The following is a 25700-nucleotide window of genomic DNA, read 5'->3' on the forward strand; positions in this document are numbered from 1 at the left end:
ATGGGGGTGTCCGCAGGCTCGGGATGCCGCGATATCCCCGACACGGAGTGGATCAACCCAGCGGACCGCATTCCGGGTCAGATCGCAGACCGTCGGCGTCGCGGGACGGCCGGTGCCGACCAATCGCCCGAGAGCGTGATACCTCAGCGGCATATTTATGACCCTGAGGTATCAGCCGGCGCGCAAACCGCCCACCCGGCACGACACGCCCGGCCGGGCCGCCCACGGATCGACGGGTTGGCCCGGCGAGCAGTAGACCAGACGGTCAGACCGACGCCGGTCGCCCCCGGGACGTCCACCGGATCGAACCGGAACTACGGCGCCCAACAGGCGCGTCCCGAGCCGGAAGCCGCCGGAGAGATCCAAAGCCGGGATCGCGGCGGCGGGAGCACCCGGTGCCGGTGTCGGTCCCCGGACTACCCGGCGGGTGCGGTCGGCGACGGCTCGTATCCTTTCCGCGAACCCGTTGGACGCGAGAAGAAAGGACATGGTGTGACCGACCGGGCCGAAACGTTGGAGTTCCAGGCCGAGGCGCGTCAGCTGCTCCAGCTGATGGTCCACTCGATCTACTCGAACAAGGACGTCTTCCTGCGGGAGCTGATCTCGAACGCCTCCGACGCGCTGGACAAACTGCGCCTGGCGTCGCTGGTCGACAAGGACCTCGCCGTCGACACCGCGGACCTGCACATCGAGATCGAGGTCGACAAGGCGGCGCGGACGCTGACCGTCCGGGACAACGGCATCGGCATGTCCCGCGACGAGGTGGTCGAGGTGATCGGCACGATCGCCAAGTCCGGGACCGCGGAGCTGCTGCGCAAGCTGCGGGAGTCGGCCGACGCGGGCGCGCGGCAGGAACTGATCGGGCAGTTCGGGGTCGGCTTCTACGCCGCCTTCATGGTCGCCGACAGGGTGCAGCTGACCACCCGTAAGGCGGGGGAGACCGGGGGTACCCGCTGGGAGTCCACCGGCGAGGGCACCTACACCGTCGAGCCGGTGGACTCCGCGCCCCAGGGCACCTCGGTCACGCTGCACCTCAAGCCCGCCGACGCCGACGACAACCTGCACGACTACACCGCCGAGTGGACGATCCGCGAGATCGTCAAGCGGTACTCGGACTTCATCGCCTGGCCGATCCGGATGACGGTCGAGCGTACGGGCGCCGAGGGCGACACCACCACCGAGGTGCAGACGCTCAACTCGATGAAGGCGCTCTGGGCGCGGTCCCGCGACGAGGTCGACGACGCCGAGTACCACGAGTTCTACAAGCACGTCAGCCACGACTGGGCCGATCCGTTGGAGATCGTGCACATGAAGGGTGAGGGGACCTTCGAGTACGAGGCCCTGCTCTTCATCCCCTCGCACGCGCCCCTGGACCTGTTCTCCCCGCAGGGCCGCCGCGGCGTGCAGCTCTACGTCAAGCGCGTCTTCATCATGGACGACTGCGAGGCGCTCACCCCGAACTACCTGCGCTTCGTCAAGGGCGTGGTGGACGCGCACGACCTGTCGCTGAACATCTCCCGGGAGATCCTCCAGCAGGACCGGCAGATCCAGGTCGTCCGGCGGCGGCTGGTGCGGAAGATCCTCGCCACTGTCAAGGACATGAAGGCCAACCACGCCGAGCGCTACCGGACCTTCTGGACCGAGTTCGGCGCCGTGGTCAAGGAGGGCCTGATCGACGACGTGGAGAACCAGGACACCCTCCTGGAGATCCTGTCCGTCGCCTCCACCCACGACCCGGCCGAGCTCACCGACCTCGCCGGCTACGTCGGGCGGATGAAGGACGGCCAGAGCGACATCTACTACGCCACCGGCGAGTCGCGCAGCATGATCGAGAACTCGCCGCACATGGAGGCGTTCCGGGCCAAGGGCTACGAGGTGCTGCTGCTCACCGACCCGGTGGACGAGGTCTGGGTCGAGCGCGTCGGGCAGTACGACGGCCGCACCCTGCGCTCGATCGCCAAGGGCCAGGTCGACCTGGACACCGAGGAGGAGAAGAAGGAGGCCGAGGCGGAACGGGAGCGGCAGCGCCAGGACTACGCCGACCTGCTCACCTGGATGGGCGAGGCGCTGGCCGACAGCGTCAAGGAGGTACGCCTGTCGTCCCGGCTGACCACCTCACCGGCCTGTGTGGTCGGCGACGCGCACGACATCACCCCGACGCTGGAGAAGATGTACCGGGCGATGGGGCACGAGGTGCCGTCGGTGAAGCGGATCCTCGAACTTAACCCCGGCCACCCGCTGGTCGCCGGCCTGCGCAAGGCGCACGAGCAGGGCGGCACGGAGGAGTCGCTGAAGGAGACCGCCGAGCTGCTCTACGGCATCGCGCTGCTCGCCGAGGGCGGGGAACTGGCCGACCCGTCGCGGTTCACCCGGATCCTCGCCGACCGGCTCGCCCGTACGCTCTGACACGCTCGCTCCGGGTGGCGGGCCGTGCCCGCCGCCCGGACCGGCTGCCCTCGGCGACGGCCCCGAGCCGGGTGGGTGTGCCAGCGGTCGGCCCGGCTGGATGCCGGCGGCGGGCGGCGGCCATACTCGCGCGGTGACCGAGCAGACCTCGCCGAACCGTCCCGGACTGGCCTCCGCGCTGCGGTTCGGCACCGAACTGATCGCCTGGGTGGCGACGCCGTGGGCGCTCGCCGGGTACTCGGTGCCGCTGGCGGTCGCCGCGGTGGCGCTGCTCGTGGGTCTGCCGACCGTCTTCGCGACACCCGGCGACAAGCCGCACGTGCTGGTGCCGGTGCCCGGCGTGGTCACCATCGCCCTGGTGGTGCTGCAACTGGTCGCCGCCGCCTGGTCGGCGTGGGTCGCGTGGCCCCGGGGCGTCGCGATAGCCGTGACGGTGCTGGCCGTGGCCACGGTGGCCGCGGAGCTTCCGCGCTGGCGCTGGCTGCTGCGCGCCGGCCGGCGGCCGACCGCCGAGCCCGACGGGGCGACGGCCGGGCCGTCCGGGCCGCGGAGGATCGGCTGACCCGAGTCGGGCGGCCATAACGCCGACACGCCCGACCGGCCCCGCCCCCCTTTTCAAGAAGTGATTGCGCCGGTCGCATTGGTCGATGGCAGGCGGTCGGGCCACGGAACGGGACGCGGATAGCCGCTGACCCACCGTAGGTGACCACATCCCGCTCGCGGCGGACGGACCGCTGCTGCCACCGTCGAAGAACGGGCGTCGGACGTGCCGTCGCCGTCTGGTAGTTTGGGCTGCTCAGAGCGGTGACGGCGCGCAAGCGCCAGGCCGCAACTTGCACGATGGCAAGGGCTGCGCAATGAAAGACATGCGCAATTCCCACCGCGTTTCACATTGACGAACACAAATCTTGACTTGCCTTCGGAATTGCCGCACCGTGAAGGTCTCCGGTCGGCGGTGACTCCCGAATTCACTCGCCGTCAGAGCACTTCAGGAGGCGGTCATGCGGTTGAATCCGTTCGCCGGGGCGTATCTCGCCGATCCCGCGCAGGTGTGGCGGCGGATCCTCGACACCCCCGGCGGGGTGCACCACGACCCGGACCTCGGGCTGTGGTTGATCACCCGGCACGCCGACGTGCGCCGGGCGCTCGGTGACGTCGAGACCTTCGGCAACGCGCTCACCCTCGCCCCGGTCTACCAGGTCTGTCCGGAGGCGATGGAGATCGTCGTACGGATCGACGCGCCGCCCACGACCGCCGCCGCCGATCCGCCGGTGCACCCGCGTACCCGCCGGGCCCTGCGCGCGACGTTCGCCAACACCGCGGACCGGGTCGAGCAGCGCTACGGCCAGATCGTCCGCCGCCGGGTCGACGAGCTGGTGTCCCGCCTGGCCGCCCGTCCCGATGGGCGGGCGGACCTGGTCCAGGAGTTCACCGCCGAACTGCCCCTGCTGGTCCTGCTCGACCTCCTCGGCGTTCCCGAGGAGGACATCGGGCGGGTCCGCGCCTGGGCGGACGGCCAGATCGCGCTGATCTGGGGGTGCCCGGAGCCGGCCGAACAGGTTCGGCTCGCGCAGGGACTGCTGGAGTTCTGGCACTACTGCCAGGACCTCGTGCGGGCCCGGCTCGACAGCGGCCGGTACGGCGACGACTACGTCAGCCAGGTGCTCGCGTACCGCGACGGCGACGACGAGGTGCTCACCGTGGCCGAGGTGTCGAGCATCATGTTCAACCTGCTGGTCGCCGGGCACGAGACCACGGCCGGGCTGCTCGCGCACGCGCTCGACCAGGCGCTGTCCAGTCCGGACCGGTGGCGCGCCATCGTCGAGGACCCGGGGCTGATCCCGGCGTTCCTGACCGAGACGCTGCGGTTCGCGCCCGCCATCGACGGCTGGCTGCGGGTGACGAACCGGCCGGTCACGCTGAGCGGGGTCACCATCCCGGCCGGAGCGCGCTGCCTGCTGCTGATCGGCGCCGCCAACCGGGACCCGGCGGTGTTCACCGTCGCGGACCGGTTCGATCCGAACCGGCCGGACGGCCGGGACCACCTGTCCTTCGGTCACGGACCGCACTTCTGCATCGGCGCGGCACTCGCCCGGCTGGAGGGCGAGATCGCGCTGGCCCGGCTCGCGGAGGCCCTGCCCGGCCTGCGCCTGACCGCCGACCACCGGCGGTCCTTCCAGCCCAACGTCGCGTTCCGCGCGCACCGGGAACTGCCGGTGATCATCGACCCGGCGCTGCCGGCCGGCGGACCGCCGGTGCCCGCCGCCGGGCGGCCGGCGGCCTGACCGGGCCGGCATGTCGACGCTGACCTGCGGCAGGAGTCGCGCCGAGCGTCCGCGCCGGTGCGGCGACCGCGGCGGACCGCGGCCGGTCCGACCCGGCCCGGCGGGTCGCGGCACCCGCCGCCGCACGACCACGCTCCGCAGTCGCGTCTTCACACCCGTCGCCCGATGGGTTAAGAATTGTCCCCTGCGAACGGCTACTCATCGCCCAACCTCGATCTGATGCCGACGCCGCACCGCCGGCGTCGTGAAGGTGAGCACATGGATCGCACGCCCCCGTCGAGCGCCGCGCACGCCGGCGCCAGCCGCCAGTTCCGTTCCGAACTGCGCAGGTGGCGTACCCGGCAGGGGCTCACCCAGCGGGCGTTGGCGGAGCGGGTGCGGTTCAGCCGCGAGACGGTCGCCGCCGTCGAGTCCGGCCGCCGGTTCGGCAGCCACGAGTTCGCCGTTCGCTGCGACGAGGTGCTCGGCACCGGCGGCCGGCTGGCGGCACTGTGGCCGCAGGTCGCCGCCGAGCAACTGGCGGCGGACGGCCGGCGCGGCCCCCGGTTCGGCGAGGTGGCCCGGCTCGACCCGGCCGTCGTGCCACCGGCGCCCCGGCGCGACGCGCGCGACCCGGAGGCGGTGGTGGCGGCGATCGACGAGCTGCGGGAGCTGATCGGGCAGGTGCTCGGCGGCCAGCCGGAGCCGGACGCCCCGCCGCACCCGTCGGGCGGCCGGACCGGCCAGGGCTGACCTCGGCGGGAGTCTGCGCCGCCCGGGGGCCGACGGCTCCGCCAACGCCGCTGACTGTGGGTACAGATGCTGGTACGGGCTGTTTGTACCACCGTCAGGTCTGGTCTGGACGCCCGGGTTCCGGCGCAATGAAACGTGCAATCGGCAAGGTGCAGATAGACCGTCGTAGATGAGCGCGGGAGTCAGTCTTGGCGTCGAGCACGAGGTCCCACGCGGCCCGACCCTACCCGACCCGCCGCCGCGGTTGGAAGATCGCCGGCCGGATGCGCCTCATCGTCGCGGCCCCGCTGGTCGCCGTGATGGGCTTCGCCGGCCTGGCGCTGACCGAGAGCGCCCGCCAGACGGCCCGGGCGAGCGACCTCGGGCACCTCGCGCAACTCGGCGCCGAGGCGGGCGACCTGGCCCACCGGCTGCAACACGAGCGCATCGTCGCCGCCGACCTGCTGACCCGTGGCGCACCGGAGCAGCAGGAGGCCTTCGCCGATGCCACCGCCGCCACCGACGCGGCCGCGGCCCGCTACCGCCGGCAGCGCGACCGGGTCCCCGCCGGAGCCGCCGCCGACCAGGCCGTCCTGCCCCGGATCGACGCGGCGCTGGACGGACTGCCGCCGCTGCGCGCCCAGGTCCGCACGGCGGCGCACGCCTCGGTGTCGGCGATGACCTTCAGCTACCGGATCGCCATCGCCGACCTGCTCAACCTCCGCGAGAGCGTCACCCTCGGGGTGGTCAACGCCCGGATCGCCGACGGCATCCGGGCCTCCGCGGCGCTGTCCACGGTGGCCGAGGCGGTCGGCCAGCAGCAGGTCGCCGTGCTGCGCGCGGTGGCGGCCGACCAGTTGACCCCCGCCATGCAGCAGGACATCACCGCCGCCCGCACCGGCTTCACCGAGGCGAGCCTCGACTTCCTGGCGCTCGCCCGACCGGCCTGGCGGGGTTGGTGGGAGCGGGCCGGCAGCGGCGAGGACGCCCTGGTGCTGCAACGGATGCAGGACGAGGTGTCGCGCACCCCGTCGGGCGACCGGCTGCGGCTGGACCTGGGCGCCTGGGTGACCGCCACCCAGCAGTGGTCGATCCGCCTGGCCGAGCTGCGGCAGCAGGTCGACGCGGCGGTGCTCGACGACATCCGGGCGGCGCACGCGGACCAGCGGCGGCGCACGGTGGTCGAGGCGGCCGCCGCCGTGCTGGCCCTGTTGCTCACCGCCCTGGTCACCTGGGCGGTGGCCCGCCAGATCACCCGGCGGCTGCGCCGGCTGCGGGACGCCGCCAACGCGGTCGCGTTCGAACGGCTGCCCGAGGTGGTGGCCCGGCTCCAGCACCCGGACAGCTCCTCGGTGGACCCGGACGAACTGGCCCGCCGCCAGGCCGCCGACGCCCTGGAACCGTCCAGCGACGACGAGATCGGCGAGCTGGGGCAGGCGTTCACCGCCGTGCACCGGGCGGCCGTGCGTACCGCGGCGGAGCAGGCGGTGATGCGGGCCAACACCGCCGACATCTTCATCCACCTGAGCCGCCGGGAGCAGCGGCTGGTCGACGCGGTGCTCGCCCAGGTCGACAAGGTCGAGCAGGACGAGACCGACCCGGAGCGGCTGCACCAGCTGTACACGCTGGACAACCTGGCCACCCGGATGGGACGGATCAACGCCAGCCTGCTGGTGCTCGGCGGGGTGGGGGTCGGTCGGGTACGCCAGCACGACGTACCGCTGCAACAGGTGCTCCAGGCCGCGCAGAGCCAGATCGAGCACTACGCCCGGATCCGCCTCGGCATGGTCGACGGCGACGTGGCCGTGGCGGCCGAGGCGGTCGACGAGGTCGTGCACCTGCTGGCCGAGCTGATGGACAACGCCACCGGGTACGCCCCACCGGAGACCGAGGCGTGGGTGACCGGGCGCAGCCTGGGCGACCGGGTGATCGTCCAGATCAGCGACGAGGGCGTCGGGCTCTCCCCGCAGCGGCGGCAGCAGCTGAACGACCTGCTGGCCCGCCCGCCCGCCATCGACGTCGCCGCCGTGCGGGCGATGGGGCTGGTGGTCGTGGGGCACCTCGCCGCCCGGCTGGGCGTGGCCGTCCAGCTCCGCCCCGGCCCGCGCCGCGGCACCATCGCCGAGGCGGCGCTGCCGGGCACGATGATCCGGCCGCTGCCCCCGGAGGAGTTCCTGCTCACCCCCACCCGACCGTCCCGGCGCGCGGCCCGCACCACCGTGGCCGAGCCGGTGTACGGGGCGGTCCCGCAGCCGCGGGCCGGGGCACCGACGACCGACCGGGTGCTGCCGGCGGCGCCGGTGTTCCGGCCCGCACCGTCCCCGCGCGATGACGCGCCCACCGAGGAGCTCGTCATCTTCCAGCAGGTCAACCACTGGTTCCAGGCCGACCACGGCAACGGCACGGCCTGGGCCAGTCCGGCCGACGACGCCTGGCGTACGGCCGCCCGGGCGACCGAGCCCGAGGTCGCCGCCACCACCACCTCCGGCCTGCCGCGCCGGCAGCCGCAACGGCACCTGGTGCCCGGCGGCGTCACGGTGCCCCGGCAGCGGTCCGAGTACCGCGATCCGGCCCAGGTGGCCACCGCGATGGCCGCGTACGCGCGCGGGGTGGCGGCCCGGCGGCCCAACCTGATCAACAACTGATCCGACAGGGAGAGCACGTGACCGACCAACAGGATCTCGGCTGGCTGCTGGACGCCTTCGCCGAGCGCGCCACCGAGGTCAGCCATGCCATCGCCATCTCCGCCGACGGGCTGATGGTGGCCGCCACCCGGGGCCTGCCGCCGGACCGGGCCGACCAGCTCGCGGCGACCGGCAGCGGGCTGGTGAGCCTGCTCCGCGGCGCGGCGGCCTTCTTCGACGCCGGCGCGGTGATCTCCAACGTCACCCAGTTGGAGGGCGGCTTCATGTTCTCCATGGCCTTCAACGACGGCGCCTCCCTGCTCGTGCTCGCCGATCCGCAGTGTGACGTCGGCAAGGTCTCCTACGAGATGACCGAGCTGGCGAACCGCATTGGCGACGCGTTGACCCCGGCGGCTCGCGCGGCGCTCGCCCGCAGCCGCTGACCCCCGGCGCCCCCACGCCGGCGCTTCCATCCCCCCGTAGGAGAAGACATGTCCCTGACCACCCCGCGGCGTCGCCGTGCCCGCACCGCGGCGCTGCTCGCCCTCGTCCTGCTCGCCGCGACGGGCTGTGCCGACGACGGGCCGGGCGCCGGCCCGAACGGATCCATCAAGATCGGCCTGTTGGCGTCGCTGTCCGGCACCTACCAGGCGGTCGGCAAGGAGATCCGCGACGGTTTCGAGCTCTATCTCTCCACCCACGACGGCAAGCTCGGCGGCCGGAAGGTGGACCTGATCGTCGCGGACGAGGGCAACGGGGCGCCGACCGCGGTGCCCGCCGCCACCAAGCTGCTCAAGCAGGATCGCGTGCTCGCGCTCACCGGCATCGTCGGCGGTGGTTCGGTGGCCGCCGTCTACCCGCTGCTCAACGAGACCAGGGTGCCGTTCGTGGGCTCGAACGGGCGGCCGGAGCTGAAGGACGTGTCCCGGATCTGGCACACCTCCTACCTCTCCGACGAGCCGGGCGAGGCGATCGCCCAGCACGTGCGGGACAACGTCAAGGGCAGCGTCTACGCCATCGGCCCGGACTACCAGGGTGGCTGGGACGAGCTGCGCGGCTTCACCGACACGTTCGTCAAGGTCGGCGGCACGCTGGCCAACCCGGACGGCAAGACCACCTTCACGCCGTTCCCGACCACCACCAACTTCACCCCGTACTTCGCCCGGATCAAGGCCTCCGGCGCGGACGCCGTCTACACGTTCTACGCCGGCAGCGCGGCCGTCGACTTCGTCAAGCAGTACGCCCAGTCCGAGATCAGGGACCTGCCGCTGTACGCCGCCGGCTTCCTGACCGAGGGCGGGGTGCTCGACGCCCAGGGCGAGGCCGCCCGGGACATCTACTCGGTGCTCAACTACTCGCCCGACCTGGACAACGCGGAGAACCGCGCCTTCGTCGCCGCCTGGAAGGCCAGGTACGACGGCTCGCCGACGACGTACGCGATGGCCTCCTACGACGCCGCGGCGGTGCTGGACCGGGCGATCGCGGCCGCCGGCGACGACCCGACCCCGGAGAGCGTCAACGCGGCCATCGGTCAGCTCGGCCAGATCGCCAGCCCGCGCGGCACCTGGCAGTTCTCGCCGACCACCCACGCCCCGGTGCAGAAGTGGTACCTGCGCCAGGTGCGCCAGGACGGCCGGGCGCTGTCCAACACCGTCGTGGGTGACCTCGCCACCGTCGGCGGGTGAGCGCGGTGGCGGTCGACATCCCGATCGACCCGTACGTGGTACCGGCCCTGGACGGGGTGGCCTACGGGCTGCTGGTGTTCGTCGCCGCGGCGGGGCTGGTGCTCTGCTTCGGCGTCGCCGGCATCCTGAACCTGGCGCACGGCACGCTCTACGCGATCGGCGGTTACACCGCCGCCGCCCTGCTCGACGGCGGCTGGCCGAGCCTGCTGCTGGCGCTGGCGGTCGGGGTGATCGCCGCCACCGCGGCCGGCGCGCTGGTCGCCGGGCTGCTCACCCGGGTGGCCGCGCGCACCCACCTCACCCAGGCGCTGCTCACCTTCGGGCTGGCGCTGGTCGGCGGCAGCCTGCTGGTGCGGGCGTTCGGGCCGGACGACCAGCCGGTGCGGGTGCCCGCCGCGCTGGACGGGTCGGTGGTCGTCGCCGGCCACCGCTACGCCGCGTACCGGCTGGTCTTCATCGTCGTCGCCGCGCTGCTGGCCGGCCTGCTCCACCTCGCGGTGCGCCGCACCCGGGCAGGCATGCTGGTCCGGGCGGCCGTCGACGACGCCGAGATGGTGGCCGTCCTCGGGGTGAGCCCGACCTGGATCCGGGTCGGCGTGCTCGCCGCCGCCGGGGCGCTGGCCGGGGCGGCCGGGGTGCTCGGTGCGCCGATCATCGGGCCCGGGCCGGACACCGCCGACGTGGTGCTGCTGCTGTCGCTGGTGGTCGTCGTGCTCGGCGGTCTCGGCTCGATGACCGGCACGCTGCTCGCCGCGCTGGCCGTCGGGCAGATCCAGACGCTCGGCGTCGCGCTCGCGCCGTCGGCCGCCCCGTTCCTGCTCTTCGCCGCGATGGCGGCCGTGCTGGCGGTGCGGGCCCGGGGCCTGGCCGCCACCCGGAGGACGACGTGAGGGAGCAGGCCGTCCGCGCGCTGCGCCGCGGCGTGGCCGCCGCCGTGCTGGCCGGCCTGGTGCTGGCGCCGTGGGCGGTCGACGACTACACGGCGGCGCTGCTCGCCCGCACCCTGGCGCTCGGCCTGGTGGCGGTGAGCGTCGCCCTGCTCACCGGCGTCGCCGGGCTGCCCACCCTCGGCCAGACCGCCCCGTACGCGGCCGGCGCCTACACCAGTGCGGTGCTCGGCGGGCAGGTCTCCGATGTCGGGGTGGTGCACCTGGCGGTCGCGGCGGTGGCCGGGGCGGCGCTGGCCGCGGTGACCGTCCCGCTGGTGGTGCACGCCCGGGGCGTGGTGGTCCTGATGATCACCCTGGCGGTCGGTGAGCTCGCCGTGGTCCTCGTCGGCCGGTGGCGCTCGGTGACCGGTGGCACCGACGGGCTGGCCGGCATCGCCCAGGTCCGTCCACTGTGGGGGATGCCGGTGCTGGCCACGGACCGGGCCCGCTACCTGTACACGCTGGTGGTCGTCGCCGCGCTGGTCGGGCTGGTGCTGCTGGTGCTGCGAACCCGGGTCGGGCTGCTGCTGCGCGCCGGCCGGGACGACGAGGCGCGGCTGCGGGCCAGCGGGCACCGGGTCTCGCTCCAGGTGGCCGGCGTCCACGTCGCCGCGGGGGCGGTCGCGGGCGCCGCCGGCTCCCTGCTGGTGGTCGCCCAGCAGTACCTCTCGCCGGCCGACTTCGGCTTCGAGACGTCCGCCCTGCTGCTGCTCGGCGTGGTGATCGGCGGCGCCGCGTCGGTCGGCGGCGCCCTGGTCGGCGCGGTGCTCGTCGTCGCCGGGCGGGACTGGCTGTTCGGCGCGCTCCCCGGGCACGCGCCGCTGGTGCTGGGGTTGGCCTTCGTGGTCACGGTCTACCTGCTGCCCGGCGGCGGGCACCGGCCACCGCCGGTGCGGGGCCGGCTGCTGCCGGACGTCGGCACCCGCCGCGCCGCCGGGGAGCGGCCCGCGCCGACGGGAGCACGGGCATGACGCCGCTGCTCTCCGCCCGGGGCGTCACGGTGCGCTACGGGTCGCTGGCCGCGCTGGACGGCGTGGACCTGCGGATCGACCACGGCCAGCGGCACGCGTTGATCGGACCCAACGGGGCCGGCAAGACCACCCTGCTCGGCGTGCTCGGCGGAGCGATCCCGGCGGGCGGCGGCCGGGTGCTGCTCGCCGGCCGGGACGTCACCCGGCTCGGCCCGGCCGCCCGGGCCCGGCGGGGCATCGGCCGGATCCACCAGCGCCCCGCCGTCTGGGAGACGCTGACCGCTGCCGAGAACGTCGTGGTCGCGGCGCTGCCGCACGCGGTGCGGCCCGGCCGGTGGCGCCCGAGCGGCAGGCGGCGCGCCGCCGAGCGCACCGCGGCCACCCTGCTGGCCCGGGTGGGGCTGCCCGAACTCGCCGGGGTCCCCGCCGGTCGGCTCGCCCACGGGCAGCGCCGCCAGTTGGAGATCGCCATGGCGCTGGCCGGCCGTCCCCGGCTGCTGCTGCTCGACGAGCCCGCCGCCGGGCTGTCCGCCGGCGAGGTCGAGCGGCTGGCGGAGTTCCTCCGGGAGCTGCCGCGCGCCGTCGCGGTGCTGCTGGTGGAGCACCGGCTGGACCTGGTGTACGCGCTCTGCGACACGGTGACCGTGCTGCGCGACGGCCGGCCGCTGGCCACCGGGACGCCGGCGCAGATCCGCGCCTCCGACCCCGTCCGGCAGGCGTACGCGGAAGGGGTGGCCTGATGCTGCGGACGGAGCGGCTCTGCGCGGGCTACGCCGGCGGGATCGTGCTGCACGAGGTGAGCCTCGAGGTGGCGGCCGGCACCGTGCAGGCGGTGGTGGGCCGCAACGGCGCCGGCAAGACCACCCTGGTGCACGCCGTCGCCGGGTTGGTGCGCCCGTCCGGCGGGCGAATCGAGATCGGCGGGACGCAGGTCGCCGGCCGGCAGCCGCACCGGATCGCCCGGGCCGGGGTCGGTCTCGTCCCGCAGGGCCGGCGGGTCTTCTCCCGGTTGACCGTGGCCGAGCATCTCGCCCTGGCCGCCGCACCGTGGCGGGCCGCGACGCCCGGCGGCGAGGGTTGGACGGTCGCCCGGATCCTGGAGCTGCTGCCCCGTTTGGCGGTCCGGCTGCGCCACCGTGGCGACCAGTTGTCCGGTGGCGAGCAACAGATGCTGGCGATCGCCCGGGCGCTGCTCGGCCAGCCCCGGGTGCTGCTGCTCGACGAACCGTGCGAAGGGCTCGCCCCCGAGCTGGCGGCCCGCATCCGCGACCTGGTCGGCGCGCTGGCCCGGACCGGGCTGACCGTGCTGCTGGTCGAGCAGCAGTTGCCACACGCCATCGCGGTCGCGGACCGGATCGCGGTGCTCGAGTACGGCCGGGTGGTCTACGACCGTCCCGCCGACGAGGCCCGGGCCGACCCGGGCGCGCTGGCGGCGATGCTCAGCGTCGCCGCGGTCGCGGAGCCGCCGGCTCCCCGACCGGTGCCCGGGCTCTGGGCCGGCTCCGGGCAGCTGACCCGACCACTCTCGACAGGGATGAGCGACGATGCCGACAGACATCCGTGACACCGAGTACACCTTCGACAACGGCTCCCCGGAGGCGGTGCCCCAGCTGCGGGCGCTGGAGTCGTTCCTGGATCCGATCACGGCCGCCCGGATCGCCCCGCCGCTGCTCGCCCCGGGCGGCGTGTGCTGGGAGATCGGCGCCGGCGGCGGGTCGGTGGCCCGGGCCATGGCGCGCGCGGTCGGCCCGGCCGGTCGGGTGCTGGCGACCGACATCGACACCGGGCACCTCGCCCCGGCGGCCAACCTCGAGGTACGCCGGCACGACGTGCGTACCGACCCGCCGCCCGGGGACGCCTTCGACCTGATCCACGCCCGGTTGGTGCTGCTGCACCTGCCGGAACGGCGCCGGGTGCTGGGCGCGCTGGCCGCCGCGCTGGCCCCCGGTGGGTGGCTGGTGGTGGAGGAGTTCGACTGCACCGCGCCGCTGCGGGTGCTGACCGCGCCGAACGACGACGCGGCGAAGCTCTTCACCCAGGTGACCGACGCGATGCTCGGCATCCTGCAGAGCCACGGCGCGGACCTGGCCTGGGCGCAGGACGTGCACGCCGAGCTGGCCGCGGCGGGTCTGGTCGAGGTGGACACGGTGACCCATTCGCAGAGCTGGGCCGGCGGCTCGGTCGGCGCCTCGCTGTACGGGACGAACTCCCGGCAGCTGGAGCCGGAGCTGCTCGACGCGGGGCTGTCGCCCGGCCAGCTGGAGGCGTTCCGCAAGCTGCTGCGCGACCCGGGGTTCGCGGTGATGTCCTACCAGTTCGTCTCGACCCGGGGTCGTCGCCCGGTCGGGGGGTGACCCGCCGGTCGCCGAAACATACCTTCACCGTGCCCGACCCGGCGCGTAGACATTCTTCGATCGGTTACCTATCGTCGGCTCATCATGCAGCGACAACCTTCTATGAAAAGGGGTTGGCAATGATGAACCCACGACGATGGGCCGGCTTCGCCACCGCGACGCTGGCCACGGCGGGCCTGGTCCTGGCCGCCACGGTGCACACCGCCGTGGCGGCGCCGGCCGGCGGCACTGTCGAGGCGGCGGTGACCGCGAAGCTGCTGGGGCAGGCCCGGGTGGCCGGGGCGGTGGCGGCCAACCGGCCCGACACCCGGATCACGGTCACCCGGCGGGACGGCCGCTGGGCGTTCGGCACGGCCGTCGCGGTCGCGCCGCGTACCGAGGACGCGCATCCGGTCGGCGGGGTCTTCGTCGCGCACGGCCGGGCCGGCGCCTGGCGGGTGGCGTTCGACGGCGAGCCCGGGTTCGCCGCGTTGGCCGCCGAGTCGCCCCTGGTCAACGCGGCGGAGAAGGCGGTCTTCGGCACCGCGCCGAGCCCGATGTACGCCGGTGGCGACTACCGGACCGGGATGGCCCTGCCGTTCGCGGTCGGGCAGACCTGGACCCTCGGCGGCGGCCCGCACGGCTGGGGCGGCAGCGAGACGCCGTACAGCTCGATCGACCTTTCCGGGGGCGACCAGGTGGTCCGCGCCGCGCGGGCGGGCACCGCGTACACCATGTGCCAGGGCTGGATCCGGGTGATCCACGACCGGGGCTACTCGACCGACTACTACCACCTGTGGAGCAGCATCTCGGTCAACGGCGCCGCGGTCGGCCAGGGGGCGTATCTCGGCTACACCGGCACCGACGTCACCTGCGGCGGGGCCGCCTACGGCCGGCACGTCCACTTCGGGCTGCGGCAGAACAGCTCGTACGTGCCGATCGCCGGGCACGACATCGGCAAGTGGGTGTTCGGCAACGGTGCGGCGGCCTACCAGGGCGGGGCGCGGCACGGCTCGGCCTGGGTGGGCGCCGGCGGGGCTCTCCACAACTACGGTGCCCTGGGCCTCACCCAGGCGGTGGTGGACGCCAACGGCGGCGGCACGTTGACCCGCCGGGCCGGCCCCGGCACCGGCTACGCCGCGCTGGGGTCGCTCGCCGACGGCGCCACGGTGAGCGTCTCCTGCTCGGCGAACGGCACCACGCACACCGGCCGGTACGGCGCCACCGCGCTCTGGGACCGGCTCACCGACGGCAGTTGGGTCTCCGACGCGTACCTCTGGACCGGCGTGAACGGCCCGGTCAACGGCTGGTGCTGAGCCGAGCCCGACCCCGGCCCGCGGTTCGGCGCGGATGCCGGGCGCCATCCGCCCGGTCCTGGCCGGCGTAGCACGACAGCTCTCCGAACGGCCGGCGGCACCATCGGTGCCGCCGGCCGCTGTCATCGCGCGGGCGGTCCGGCGGTGGTCCCGACGACCGTCCGGACCGGACGGAGCAGGGATGTAACGCCGCCGTGGCGTGGCACGCTACGCACTTTCGTCTGTCTGGAGAAAAGTACTGGCGGCGTCAGCGAAAGGTCTGGACACGTCGAAGGCAAGTTAGTAGTGTCGGGACACATCAATATGTTTCATCGAGATGAACCGACGGCGCGGTGAGTCTCGATCGAGGCCACGGGCGGCGCAACACGTCCGGCGGCCACGGCTAGGACCAGGGATGGCACCCCGGGTCGGCGCCCACGCAGGCGCCCCGGTGCGCGAGCGCCGTGGCTTTGACCGATGCCCGTCCCCTCTCGACCCACACCCCGTCAGCTCCGACGCGGAACCGTGTCTGGTGCCGCGGGCGGTTCGGCTCGCCCGCTGACCCAGGCAGCACCCCCACAAGCAAGTCAGGACGACCGTGACGCCTGGTCACGGCCGGGGATCCCGTGCGGCCAGGGAGGGGGCGCACGGGCCGGCAGTGCAACGACATACGTCGATCAGATGAGTCCTTGGACCGTGAGAGAGGCATCCATGAACGGGTACTCACCGCCCGGCCGGCGCCCGCGAGGCCGGCTCCGCAGATCGGTCACCGCGGTCGCCACGGCGGTCCTGCTGATGCTGACCGCCGGGCTGGCCGCCGCGCCGGCGACCGCGCGTCCGCTGGACGCGGGACGGTCGACCGCCGGCGCCGCCGCGCCGCGCCAGGTGCAGGCCCAGGTGCTCACCTGGACCGCCGGCGACAACTTCCTGTCGTACCTGTCGGCGCCCACCACCGCCGTGGCCGGGCCGGCGACGCTGGTGTTCGAGAACAGTGCGGCGACCGGCAACACCACCGGCATGCAGCACACCCTGACCTTCGACACCACCAACCCGGCGTACAACAGCGACGTCGACGTGAACATCCTGGCCGACCCGACGGACGCCAACGGCGGCCGGTGGACCGTCGACGTGGTCCTCTCGCCGGGCACCTACCGGTACTTCTGCGCGATCCCGGGCCACGGCGGGATGAGCGGGCTGCTGGTGGTCACCGGCGGCAGCTCGGACACCACGCCGCCGACCGCGTCCGCGACCGTGTCGGGCGAGCGGGACGACAACGGGGCTTACCTCGGGGCGGCGACCGTGACGCTGTCGGCCACCGACTCCGGCTCCGGCGTCGACCGGGTCGAGTACTCCCTCGACGGCGGCACCTACGGCACGTACACCGCCCCGGTGACGGTCAACCAGCCGGGCCGGCACACGCTCACCTACCGCGCCACCGACAAGGCCGGCAACACCTCCACGCCGCAGTCGGTGTCGTTCACCGTGGTGGAGCCGCCCGCCCCGGACACCACGCCGCCGACCGTGACGGCCGCGGTGACCGGGCAGCGGAACGACGCCGGGGCGTACGTGGGGGCGGCGACGGTGACGCTGTCGGCCACCGACACCGAGTCGGGCGTCGCCCGGGTCGAGTACTCGCTGGACGGCGGGGCGTACGCGACGTACTCGGCGCCGGTGACGGTCGACCGGGTCGGCGCGCACACGGTCAGCTACCGGGCCACCGACAAGGCGGGCAACACCTCGGCGGCCCAGTCGGTGTCCTTCACCGTGGTCGACCCGCCGGCGCCGGACACCACCCCGCCGACCGTCACCGCCGCCGTGGCGGGGGAGCGGGACGACACCGGGGCGTACCTGGAGTCGGCGAGGGTCACCGTCTCCGCCACCGACGACGACTCCGGCGTCGACCGGATCGAGTACTCCCTCGACGGGCAGCCGTACGCCGTCTACACCGCGCCGGTGACTGTCAACCAGCTCGGCCAGCACACCCTGAGCTACCGGGCCACCGACAAGGCGGGGAACACCTCGGCCGCGCAGGCGGTGTCGTTCACCGTGGTGCGGCCACCGGCACCGGACACCACGCCGCCGACCGTGACGGCGGCGGTGACCGGGCAGCGGGACGACGCCGGGGCGTACGTGGGATCGGCGACGGTGACGCTGTCGGCCACCGACACCGAGTCGGGCGTCGACCGGATCGAGTACTCCCTCGACGGGGCCGCCTACATCGGCTACTCCGCGCCGGTGACGGTCAACCAGGTCGGCGCGCACACGGTCAGCTACCGGGCCACCGACAAGGCGGGCAACACCGCCGCGCCGCAGTCGGTGTCGTTCACCGTGGTGCGGCCGCCGGCCCCGGACACCACGCCACCCACGGCGACCGCCACGGTGAGCGGCCAGCGGGACGACGCCGGGGCGTACGTCGGCTCCGCCACGGTCACCGTCTCGGCCACCGACGAGGGCACCGGCGTCGACCGGATCGAGTACTCCCTCGACGGGCAGCCGTACGCGGCCTACTCCGCGCCGGTGACCGTCAACCAGGTCGGCGCGCACACGCTCAGCTACCGGGCCACCGACAAGGCCGGCAACACCTCGGCGGCCCAGTCGGTGTCCTTCACCGTGGTCGACCCGCCGGCACCGGACACCACCCCGCCGACCGTCACGGCCGCGCTCTCCGGCCAGCTCGACGACGACGGCGCCTACCTCGGCAGCGCCACCGTGATCCTCACCGCCGCCGACGCCGGCTCGGGCGTCGACCGGGTGGAGTACTCCCTCGACGGGCAGCCGTACGCCCGCTACACGGCGCCGGTGACGGTCAACCGGGTCGGCGGGCACACGGTCAGCTACCGGGCCACCGACAAGGCCGGCAACACCTCGGGCACCGCGTCGGTGACGTTCACCGTCGTGGCCAGCGGCGAGCCGGGCTGCCCGGTGCCGGACACCCGGCCGACGGTGTGGCTCGGCACCGTCGACAGCGGCGTGCCCAACCGGGTCGTCGAGGGCGCCTGCACGATCAACAACGCGATCGAGGACGAGCGGGAGTGGCCGAACCACGGCCAGTTCGTCAAGCACGTCACCGAGATCGCCGAGCACCTGCACCACCTGGGCCTGATCAACCACCAGGAGCACGGCCGCCTGGTCAGCGCCGCCGCCCGCTCCGGCGTCGGCAAGCCGGACCAGAAGAGCGGCTACCGGCCGCTGCTGGACTCCTCGGCGGCGTCGTTCAACCGGTGGGAGCAGGTCGGAGCGGGCGGCTTCACCCGCAACGCCGACGGGTCGATCACCAGCCGCGCCGTGCCCGGCCTGGGCATGCTCTGGCTCCCCACCGCCGAGTACGGCGACTTCTCGCTGAAGCTGCGGTGGCGGGACGACGCGCCGGGCACCGGCCGGGCCAACAGCGGGGTCTTCGTCCGCTTCCCGAAGGTGCACGGGCACCCCGCCGAGTCCCGGCCCGAGTGGGTGGCCATCAAGTACGGCCACGAGCTGCAGATCCACGACCGCCCCGACGGCGACCAGTACAAGAGCGGCTCGGTGTACGGCTTCGACCGGGTCGACCTCGCCGGCGCCCGGGTCACCCCGAAGGGCACCTGGAACGACTACGAGATCCGGGTGGTGGGCCAGCACTACTCCGTGTTCCGCAACGGCGAGCTGATCAACGAGTACGTCAACACCCCGGACGCGGTGTTCAGCCCGCCCCGGGCCGACGACCCCGGCGGCGCCGGACGCCAGCACGCCAGCGGCCACATCGGCCTGCAGAACCACGGCACCGCCGACGTCGTGAGCTTCCGCGACGTACAGATCGCGCCGCTGTCCCCGTGCTGCCCCGGCGGCGCGGCCTCCTCTGCCACCTCGAACAGCTGCTGCTGACCGAAGGGAACCAACCATGGCGAAGAACAGGATCGACCGCCGCGCCCTGCTACGCGGCCTCGCCGGCTCCACCGTCGCGGTCGGCGCGGCCAGCCTCGCCGGGGCGCTGCCCGCCGCGGCGTCCGGCGGCGCCTCCAACGGGCACCTGGTGCCGCGCGGGCACCTGGGCATCCAGCTCTACAGCGTCCGGGACAAGATCGCGCAGTTCGGCTTCGCGGCGGTCTTCGAGGAGCTGTCCCGCATCGGCTACCGGGAGGTGGAGTTCGCCGGCTACACCCAGGGCGCCGTCGGCCCGATCACGCCGGAGCAGATCCGGCGCCTGCTCGACGACAACGGGCTGAAGGCGGCCGGCAGCCACCGCGGGCTCGGCGACTTCCGGAACAATCTGGAGTGGGAACTGGACGTCGCCGAGACGCTCGGCATGCCGGCGATCGGCACCGCGTCGGCGCCCACCGGCAACCGCACCATCGCCGGCTACCAGGCCGCCGCGGCGGAGTTCAACACCTGGGGCGCCGCCGCCGCGGCCCGCGGGATCAAGCTCTACCAGCACAACCACACCATCGAGTTCAGCTTCGCGGTCGACCGGCCGGACGTGCGGCTGTACGACCTGTTCCTGGAGCTGACCGACCCCCGGTACGTGTTCCTGGAGCTGGACATCCTGTGGGCGTACGGCGGCGCCCGCAAGTACCCGGGGTTCCGCCCGGTGGACTACGTCAAGGCGCACCCGCACCGGTTCCCGCTGTTCCACGTCAAGGACGGCGTGCCGCTGCCCGACCCGCAGCAGGGCAACTCCTACCTGGACGTGGAGTTCGGCGCCGGCACCATCCCGTTCGCCGAGTTCTTCACCGAGCTCGACGGGGGTGGCCGGTTCACCTACCTGTGGGAGCAGGACACCGCGCCGAGCGCCCAGCCGAACCCGCCCGGCTCGCTGGGCGCCGCCGAGCGCAGCTACCAGCGGATCGTCGATCTGCGGGGTGGACGGTGAGCGCCTGGCGGCTGGTCGAGGACCCACCGCCGCCGGTGGGCGGCGGGGCCAGCGGCGGCGAGCGGGGCGGCGAGCCGCGCCGGCCCCGACCGAGCACCCGGCGGCTGCTGGTGGTGGCGGCCACCGTGCTGCTCACCCTGGTCGGCGCCGGCGGCCTGGCCGCAGCCCGCACCGGGTCGTTCTTCGCGGAACGGCCGGAGGGCTGCGCCAAGCCGGACCGCAGCATGCAGCTGTACGCGGTGGAGCTGCCCAAGGACGGCAACCAGGTCCGGCTCGGCTACGGCCTCACCCCGCAGACCGCCTCCTACCCGGGCCCCACCATCGAGATGACCGAGGGGGAGTGCCTCGCCATCACTGTGCACAACCAGGTGCCCGCGGCCACTCTGGAGCAGCTGCGGACCGACCCGGCGCACCCGCTGGGCGTCTCGTTGCACGTGCACGGGGTCAAGTACACCCAGCTCTCCGACGGCACCGTGCAGTCCGGTTCGTTCGTCCCGCCCGGCGAGTCGCGCACGTACACCTGGTTCGCGCAGCAGCGGAACAAGAAGACCGGCGCGCCGGGCACGGCCGGCCACTGGTGGTACCACGACCACGTGGTGGGTGGCCCGCACGGCACCCAGGGCCTCGGCGCGGGGCTCTTCGGCGGGCTGGTGGTCCGCCGCCCCGGCGACCCGAAGCCGGACCGCACCTACACGGTGGTCTTCGGTGACCGGCAGAGCATCAACCTGCGCCGGGGCGCGGCCGCCGACACCTGCGACGCGCAGCAGCCGCAGCCGGGGCCGACCTGCCTGGTCGCCCGCAAGGGCGAGAAGGTGGAGTTCATCGTCGTCGGCATCGGCAACGACATGCACACCTTCCACCTGCACGGGCACGCCTGGGCGGACAACCGCACCGGAGTGCTGCCCAACGGCGAACCCTTCGCCGACCTCGTCCCGACCATCGACAACAAGCCACTCGGCCCGGGTGACTCGTTCGGCGTCACGGTGACCGCCGGCGACTCGGTGGGCCCCGGCCACTGGATGCTGCACTGCCACATGCAGTTCCACTCCGACGGCGGGATGTCGACCATGCTGCACGTCCTGGACGAGAACGGGAACATGCCGCCCGGCCACGACCACTCGCACGCCCACCCGGCCGGTGGCACCGCGGCCGGCACCACCACCGGCGCGGACACCGCCGCCGGGCAGCACCAGCACAAGTGACCGCCGGCGGCCGCCGCGCCGCCGACGAGGGCCGGTGGCTGCCGGCCCGTCCGGAGCTGAACGGACCGGCAGCCACCACCCGGCACGGGTCACCGCCGTGGTCCGCGCCCGCCAACCCCGACCGCACCGCCTGCTCGAACCGCTCGGACAACGCACCTCCGCCACACCTCACCTGTGAAGGAGTCGAGATGGCTCAGCACCGCTCCCGGCTGTCCAGATGGGTCGGACGCCCACCCGTCGACGTCACAGCCTCCCCACGACACACCACCCGCCGGGCCGTACGACGCACCGGCGCGCTCGCCGCGAGCGCCGTGCTCGCGCTCGGGCTGCTGGCCCTGCCCGCGCAGGCCGCCGCCCCGGCCCCCGTGCGGGCCGCCGCCGACGCCGCGGCGGCGGTGAAGCTGCTGGTCTTCCACGGCCCGGTCGACCAGCAGGACGACCCGGTCGGCAAGGCCGTCGACGCGATCCGGGACCTGGGCGGAGAGCACGGCTTCGCCGTCGACGCCTCCGCCGACCCGGCCGTGTTCACCGTCGGCAACCTGGCCCGGTACCGGGCCGTGGTGTTCCTCTCCGCCAACGGGGTGACCTTGAACGACGCCCAGGAGGCGGCGTTCCAGGCGTACATCAAGGGCGGTGGCGGCTTCCTCGGCGTGCACGACGCGGCCCGCGCCCAGCCCAGCTCCGCCTGGTTCACCGGGCTGATCGGCACCCGGCCGGCGGCCGGCCTGCCGAACGCCGAGAAGCCGGTCAGCGCCACGGCGAGCGCCGAGAACCCGCCGAACGAGACCGCCGCGAAGGCGATCGACGGCTCGACCGGCACCAAGTGGCTGACCTTCAACCCGACCGGCTGGCTCGCGGTGAAGCTGGCCAAGCCGGTGGTGGTCAGCCGGTACGCGCTCACCTCGGCCAACGACTTCCCCGGCCGGGACCCGAAGAACTGGACCCTGCAGGGCTCCGAGGACGGCACCTCCTGGATCGACCTGGACACCCGCAGCAACGAGACCTTCCCGCAGCGGTTCCAGACCCGGCAGTTCAGCTTCAGCAACGACAAGGCGTACCAGCACTACCGGCTCAACGTCACCGCGAACGGTGGCGAGCCGCTGGTGCAACTGGCCGAGCTGTGGCTGATCGGCCCGGACGCCGGCCCGCCGCCGGACAGCACGGTGCAGGAGGCCGTGGTCGACCTCACCGACCGGCAGCACCCGGCCAACGAGGGCCTGCCGCTGACCATGAAGCGGTCCGACCAGTGGATCAACTGGGACCCGAGCCCGGTCGGCCGGGTGCACACCGTCGCCCAGGTCGAGGAGGGCACCTACAACCCGGGTCTGAGCGGCAACGGCGCCTTCCACCCGATCTCCTGGTGCCAGGACTACGACGGCGGCCGGTCCTTCTACACCGGCATGGGCCGCACCGAGGCCAGCTACACCACCGACAGGCAGTTCCGCAGCCACCTGCTCGGCGCCATCCGGTGGACCGCCGGCCTGGTCCGCGGCGACTGCCAGGCCACCGTCGCGTCGAACTACCGGATCGAGCGGCTGACCACCACCAACCAGCCCGGCCAGCTCGACCAGATCGGTGAGCCGCACGGCCTGACCATCGCACCGGACGGCACTGTCTTCTACATCGGCAAGGCGGCCTGCCCGTCCGGGCCGGTCGTCAGCTGGGACGACCCGAAGGTCGGCCTCGGCTGCGGCACCATCCACCGGTGGGACCCGAAGACCAAGCAGGTCAAGCTGCTCACCACGCTCGCCGTGATGGGCAACCGGGGCAGCGGCAGCGAACTGGTCAAGAACGAGGAGGGCCTGGTCGGCATCACGCTGGACCCGAAGTTCGCGCAGAACGGCTGGGTGTACGTCTACTGGATGCCGCACGAGTCGATCGACCGGGTCAAGCGGATCGGGCAGCGGACGGTGTCCCGGTTCACCTACGACGCCGCGAAGCAGACCATCGACCAGAGCACCCGCAAGGACCTGCTGCACTGGGACACGCAGATCCACAGCTGCTGCCACGCCGGTGGCGGCATGACCTTCGACGAGTCCGGCAACCTCTACATCGGCACCGGTGACAGCAACTCCTCTGGCGGCTCGAACGGCTACTCCGGCAACAACTGGACCCAGGAGTACCAGGGGGTCTCGTTCCAGGACGCCCGCCGGACCTCCGGCAACACCAACGACCTGAACGGCAAGATCCTCCGGATCCACCCGGAGCCCGACGGCACGTACACCATCCCGCCGGGCAACCTGTTCACCGGCAACGAGGAGGGTGGCGGCAAGACCCGACCGGAGATCTACGTGATGGGCGTGCGGAACATCGCCCGGATCGCCTGGGACCCGGTCAACGACTGGCTGACCGCCGCCTGGGTCGGCCCGGACGCCGGCGCCCCGAACCCGGAGCTGGGCCCGGCGAAGTACGAGACGGCCACCATCATCACCTCCGCCGGCAACCAGGGCTGGCCGTACTGCATGGGCAACCGGCAGCCCTACCGGGACCGCAGCAACACCGACGCCACCGTGCTCACCGGCTGGTACGACTGCGACAACCTGAAGAACACCTCGCCGCGCAACACCGGCCTGGTGAACATCCCGCCGGCCCGGGACAACATGATTTGGTACTCGCCGCAGGGCGGTGGCCCGGTCTACCCGAAGCGCGCCGACGGCAGCGGGCTGCCGACGTACCAGGTCGGCGACGAGACCTTCACCCAGCCGTACCTCAAGGGCGGCGGGCAGGCCATCATGGACGGCCCGACGTACCAGCGGGAGAACGTCGACGTCGACAGCGGCGTGGCGTGGCCGGAGTACTGGGACAACAAGTGGTTCATCGGTGACCAGTCCAACGCCAACAACCGGATCGCGGTCACCGTCGACCCGAGCAAGGTCCCGACCGCCGGGCCCCCGGCGTTCGCCGAGGACCTGCGCAGCATCATCCGCTCGGGCAGCGGCGGCACCCAGCTCCAGTCCTGGATGGACGCCAAGTTCGGCCCGGACGGGGCGCTGTACCTGCTGGACTACGCGGGCGGCTTCTTCAGCCTGCACCCCAACCAGAAGCTGATCCGGGTCGCCTACCAGGGCGGTCCGGCCACGCCGAACCCGAACCACGCCACCGCACGGGCGGTGGCGCCGAGCACCCCGAAGACCATCGCCTTCTCCAGCGCCAAGGCCGGCGGCGTGGCCTGGGAGTGGAACTTCGGCGACGGCAGCGCGCCGTCCCGCGAGGCCAACCCCACCCACACCTACGCCGACTACGGCACCTACCAGGCGACGGTCAAGGTGACCTACGCCGACGGGGAGGTGGCCACCGGCAAGGTCCAGGTGGTGGTCGGCTGCGCCGCGCCGGACACCCGCAAGACGGTACGGATGCTCGACACCGACACCGGGGTGACCAACCACGAGGTGGGCGGCGACTGCACCGTCAACGACCTGATCGACGACGAGCGCATGTGGACCGACCACGGCCAGTTCGTCAGCCACGTCGCCGGCGTGGTGGGCGACCTGCGCAAGGCCGGCGTCCTGGACAACCGCGAGGCGGCCGCGCTGCAGAAGGCCGCCGCCCAGTCGCCGATCGGCAAGGTCGCCGGCTACCAGCCGATCTTCGACGGCTCGGCGGGCTCGCTCGCCGACTGGCGGCAGGCGCCCGGCGGGTCGTTCACGCTCCAGCCGGACGGCTCGATCCGCAGCTCCGGCGGGCTCGGCATGCTCTGGTACGCCAAGCGGGAGTTCGCCGACTTCTCCCTGCGGTTGCAGTTCCGGGACGTCTCCACCGGCACCACGTACGCCAACAGCGGGGCGTTCGTCCGGTTCCCGGACCCGCGCACCCCGCTGGAGGAGCGGCCGGCCGGCAGTTGCGGCACGGTCGGGTCCGCCCGCAGTTCTCAGGCGTGGGTGGCGATCTACTGCGGTCACGAGATCCAGATCTACGACGGGCCCACCGGTGAGCCGCAGAAGACCGGGTCGATCTACAACTTCGACCCGGTCGGGCTGGACCAGGCCGGCGTGACGCCGAAGGGCCAGTGGAACGACTACGAGATCCGGGTGGTCGGGCAGCACTACACGATCACCCGCAACGGGGTCGTGATCAACGAGTTCGACAACACGCCGGGCAAGGCGTCGTCCCGCCAGGGCGACCCGCCGACCGACCTGCGCCAGTTCCTCAGCGGGTTCGTCGGGTTGCAGAACCACGGCACGAACGACCTGATCGAGATCCGCAACGTCCGGGTCAGGGAGCTGTAGCACCACCGGTGCCGGGTGCGGGGGAGACGCTCCTCCGCACCCGGCACCGTGCTGTCCGCCCCGGGGCGTCCGGAGAATAAAGGATACGGCCGTAACCGACCCAGTGTCGGCCGACCGGCCCCGGACCACCCTCCGAATCCGAGTGTCGGTGATCGACGTACGGTTGACCTTCGATGTATCGAGATTTACG

General features: G+C 73.3%; 17 protein-coding genes. All 17 read left to right on the forward strand.

The window, feature by feature from the left end:
* Positions 1 to 492 precede the first annotated feature (492 nt).
* The 17 genes from htpG (at position 493) to Q3W71_RS22825 (ending at position 25510) form a co-directional block, all read left to right on the forward strand.
* A complete protein-coding gene (htpG, locus tag Q3W71_RS22745) occupies positions 493 to 2406 on the forward strand; it encodes a molecular chaperone HtpG (protein WP_302921423.1) in 1914 nt (637 codons plus the stop codon).
* 133 nt (positions 2407 to 2539) lie between these two features.
* Positions 2540 to 2968 carry a hypothetical protein gene (locus tag Q3W71_RS22750; RefSeq protein ID WP_302921424.1) on the forward strand — a complete coding sequence of 143 codons (429 nt, stop codon included), beginning with the start codon at positions 2540 to 2542 and terminating at the stop codon, positions 2966 to 2968.
* Between the two features lie 439 nt (positions 2969 to 3407).
* Positions 3408 to 4691 carry a cytochrome P450 gene (locus Q3W71_RS22755; RefSeq protein ID WP_302921425.1) on the forward strand — a complete coding sequence of 428 codons (1284 nt, stop codon included), beginning with the start codon at positions 3408 to 3410 and terminating at the stop codon, positions 4689 to 4691.
* A gap of 258 nt (positions 4692 to 4949) precedes the next feature.
* Positions 4950 to 5423, forward strand: coding sequence for a helix-turn-helix transcriptional regulator (locus Q3W71_RS22760; RefSeq protein ID WP_302921426.1), 474 nt, complete (start codon positions 4950 to 4952; stop codon positions 5421 to 5423).
* A gap of 263 nt (positions 5424 to 5686) precedes the next feature.
* On the forward strand, positions 5687 to 8047 hold the full coding sequence (locus Q3W71_RS22765; RefSeq protein ID WP_302921427.1) for a nitrate- and nitrite sensing domain-containing protein: 2361 nt from the start codon (positions 5687 to 5689) through the stop codon (positions 8045 to 8047).
* A 17-nt stretch (positions 8048 to 8064) separates the two neighbouring features.
* On the forward strand, positions 8065 to 8469 hold the full coding sequence (locus tag Q3W71_RS22770) for a roadblock/LC7 domain-containing protein (protein ID WP_088994396.1): 405 nt from the start codon (positions 8065 to 8067) through the stop codon (positions 8467 to 8469).
* A 48-nt stretch (positions 8470 to 8517) separates the two neighbouring features.
* A complete protein-coding gene (locus Q3W71_RS22775) occupies positions 8518 to 9711 on the forward strand; it encodes an ABC transporter substrate-binding protein (protein WP_302921428.1) in 1194 nt (397 codons plus the stop codon).
* On the forward strand, positions 9708 to 10601 hold the full coding sequence (locus Q3W71_RS22780) for a branched-chain amino acid ABC transporter permease (protein WP_302921429.1): 894 nt from the start codon (positions 9708 to 9710) through the stop codon (positions 10599 to 10601). Before Q3W71_RS22775 ends, Q3W71_RS22780 begins: the two co-directional genes overlap by 4 nt.
* Positions 10598 to 11611: a branched-chain amino acid ABC transporter permease gene (locus Q3W71_RS22785; protein WP_302921430.1), complete on the forward strand. Its 1014-nt coding sequence runs from the start codon at positions 10598 to 10600 to the stop codon at positions 11609 to 11611. The genes Q3W71_RS22780 and Q3W71_RS22785 overlap by 4 nt, the downstream gene beginning before the upstream one ends.
* Positions 11608 to 12351 (forward strand): ABC transporter ATP-binding protein, encoded by a 744-nt coding sequence (locus Q3W71_RS22790; RefSeq protein ID WP_302921431.1) that lies wholly within the window; start codon positions 11608 to 11610, stop codon positions 12349 to 12351. Before Q3W71_RS22785 ends, Q3W71_RS22790 begins: the two co-directional genes overlap by 4 nt.
* The gene (locus Q3W71_RS22795; protein ID WP_302921432.1) at positions 12351 to 13175 is read left to right on the forward strand and encodes an ABC transporter ATP-binding protein; all 825 of its coding nucleotides are present in this window, start codon (positions 12351 to 12353) and stop codon (positions 13173 to 13175) included. The genes Q3W71_RS22790 and Q3W71_RS22795 overlap by 1 nt, the downstream gene beginning before the upstream one ends.
* On the forward strand, positions 13156 to 13965 hold the full coding sequence (locus Q3W71_RS22800) for a class I SAM-dependent methyltransferase (protein WP_302921434.1): 810 nt from the start codon (positions 13156 to 13158) through the stop codon (positions 13963 to 13965). Before Q3W71_RS22795 ends, Q3W71_RS22800 begins: the two co-directional genes overlap by 20 nt.
* A 122-nt stretch (positions 13966 to 14087) precedes the next feature.
* Positions 14088 to 15260: a peptidoglycan DD-metalloendopeptidase family protein gene (locus Q3W71_RS22805; RefSeq protein WP_302921435.1), complete on the forward strand. Its 1173-nt coding sequence runs from the start codon at positions 14088 to 14090 to the stop codon at positions 15258 to 15260.
* A gap of 690 nt (positions 15261 to 15950) precedes the next feature.
* The gene (locus Q3W71_RS22810; RefSeq protein ID WP_302921436.1) at positions 15951 to 19097 is read left to right on the forward strand and encodes a family 16 glycoside hydrolase; all 3147 of its coding nucleotides are present in this window, start codon (positions 15951 to 15953) and stop codon (positions 19095 to 19097) included.
* 16 nt (positions 19098 to 19113) lie between these two features.
* Positions 19114 to 20082 (forward strand): sugar phosphate isomerase/epimerase, encoded by a 969-nt coding sequence (locus Q3W71_RS22815; protein WP_302921438.1) that lies wholly within the window; start codon positions 19114 to 19116, stop codon positions 20080 to 20082.
* Entirely contained in the window at positions 20079 to 21284 is a 1206-nt protein-coding gene (locus Q3W71_RS22820; protein WP_302921439.1) for a multicopper oxidase domain-containing protein, read from the forward strand. The genes Q3W71_RS22815 and Q3W71_RS22820 overlap by 4 nt, the downstream gene beginning before the upstream one ends.
* Positions 21285 to 21472: 188 nt before the next feature.
* Complete coding sequence (locus tag Q3W71_RS22825; protein ID WP_302921440.1) at positions 21473 to 25510, forward strand: ThuA domain-containing protein; 4038 nt, start codon at positions 21473 to 21475, stop codon at positions 25508 to 25510.
* The last annotated feature ends 190 nt before the right edge of the window (positions 25511 to 25700 follow it).

This window comes from Micromonospora sp. C28SCA-DRY-2, from assembly GCF_030519475.1.
Classification (GTDB): domain Bacteria; phylum Actinomycetota; class Actinomycetes; order Mycobacteriales; family Micromonosporaceae; genus Micromonospora.

What these genes read in the sequence shown, in the direction of transcription:
- Q3W71_RS22755 (WP_302921425.1), top strand. Translation starts at nt 3,408, where the DNA reads ATGCGGTTGAATCCGTTCGCCGGGGCGTATCTCGCCGATCCCGCGCAG.
- Q3W71_RS22760 (WP_302921426.1), top strand. Translation starts at nt 4,950, where the DNA reads ATGGATCGCACGCCCCCGTCGAGCGCCGCGCACGCCGGCGCCAGCCGC.
- Q3W71_RS22765 (WP_302921427.1), top strand. Translation starts at nt 5,687, where the DNA reads ATGCGCCTCATCGTCGCGGCCCCGCTGGTCGCCGTGATGGGCTTCGCC.
- Q3W71_RS22775 (WP_302921428.1), top strand. Translation starts at nt 8,518, where the DNA reads ATGTCCCTGACCACCCCGCGGCGTCGCCGTGCCCGCACCGCGGCGCTG.
- Q3W71_RS22790 (WP_302921431.1), top strand. Translation starts at nt 11,608, where the DNA reads ATGACGCCGCTGCTCTCCGCCCGGGGCGTCACGGTGCGCTACGGGTCG.
- Q3W71_RS22795 (WP_302921432.1), top strand. Translation starts at nt 12,351, where the DNA reads ATGCTGCGGACGGAGCGGCTCTGCGCGGGCTACGCCGGCGGGATCGTG.
- Q3W71_RS22800 (WP_302921434.1), top strand. Translation starts at nt 13,156, where the DNA reads ATGCCGACAGACATCCGTGACACCGAGTACACCTTCGACAACGGCTCC.
- Q3W71_RS22805 (WP_302921435.1), top strand. Translation starts at nt 14,088, where the DNA reads ATGAACCCACGACGATGGGCCGGCTTCGCCACCGCGACGCTGGCCACG.
- Q3W71_RS22810 (WP_302921436.1), top strand. Translation starts at nt 15,951, where the DNA reads ATGAACGGGTACTCACCGCCCGGCCGGCGCCCGCGAGGCCGGCTCCGC.
- Q3W71_RS22815 (WP_302921438.1), top strand. Translation starts at nt 19,114, where the DNA reads ATGGCGAAGAACAGGATCGACCGCCGCGCCCTGCTACGCGGCCTCGCC.
- Q3W71_RS22825 (WP_302921440.1), top strand. Translation starts at nt 21,473, where the DNA reads ATGGCTCAGCACCGCTCCCGGCTGTCCAGATGGGTCGGACGCCCACCC.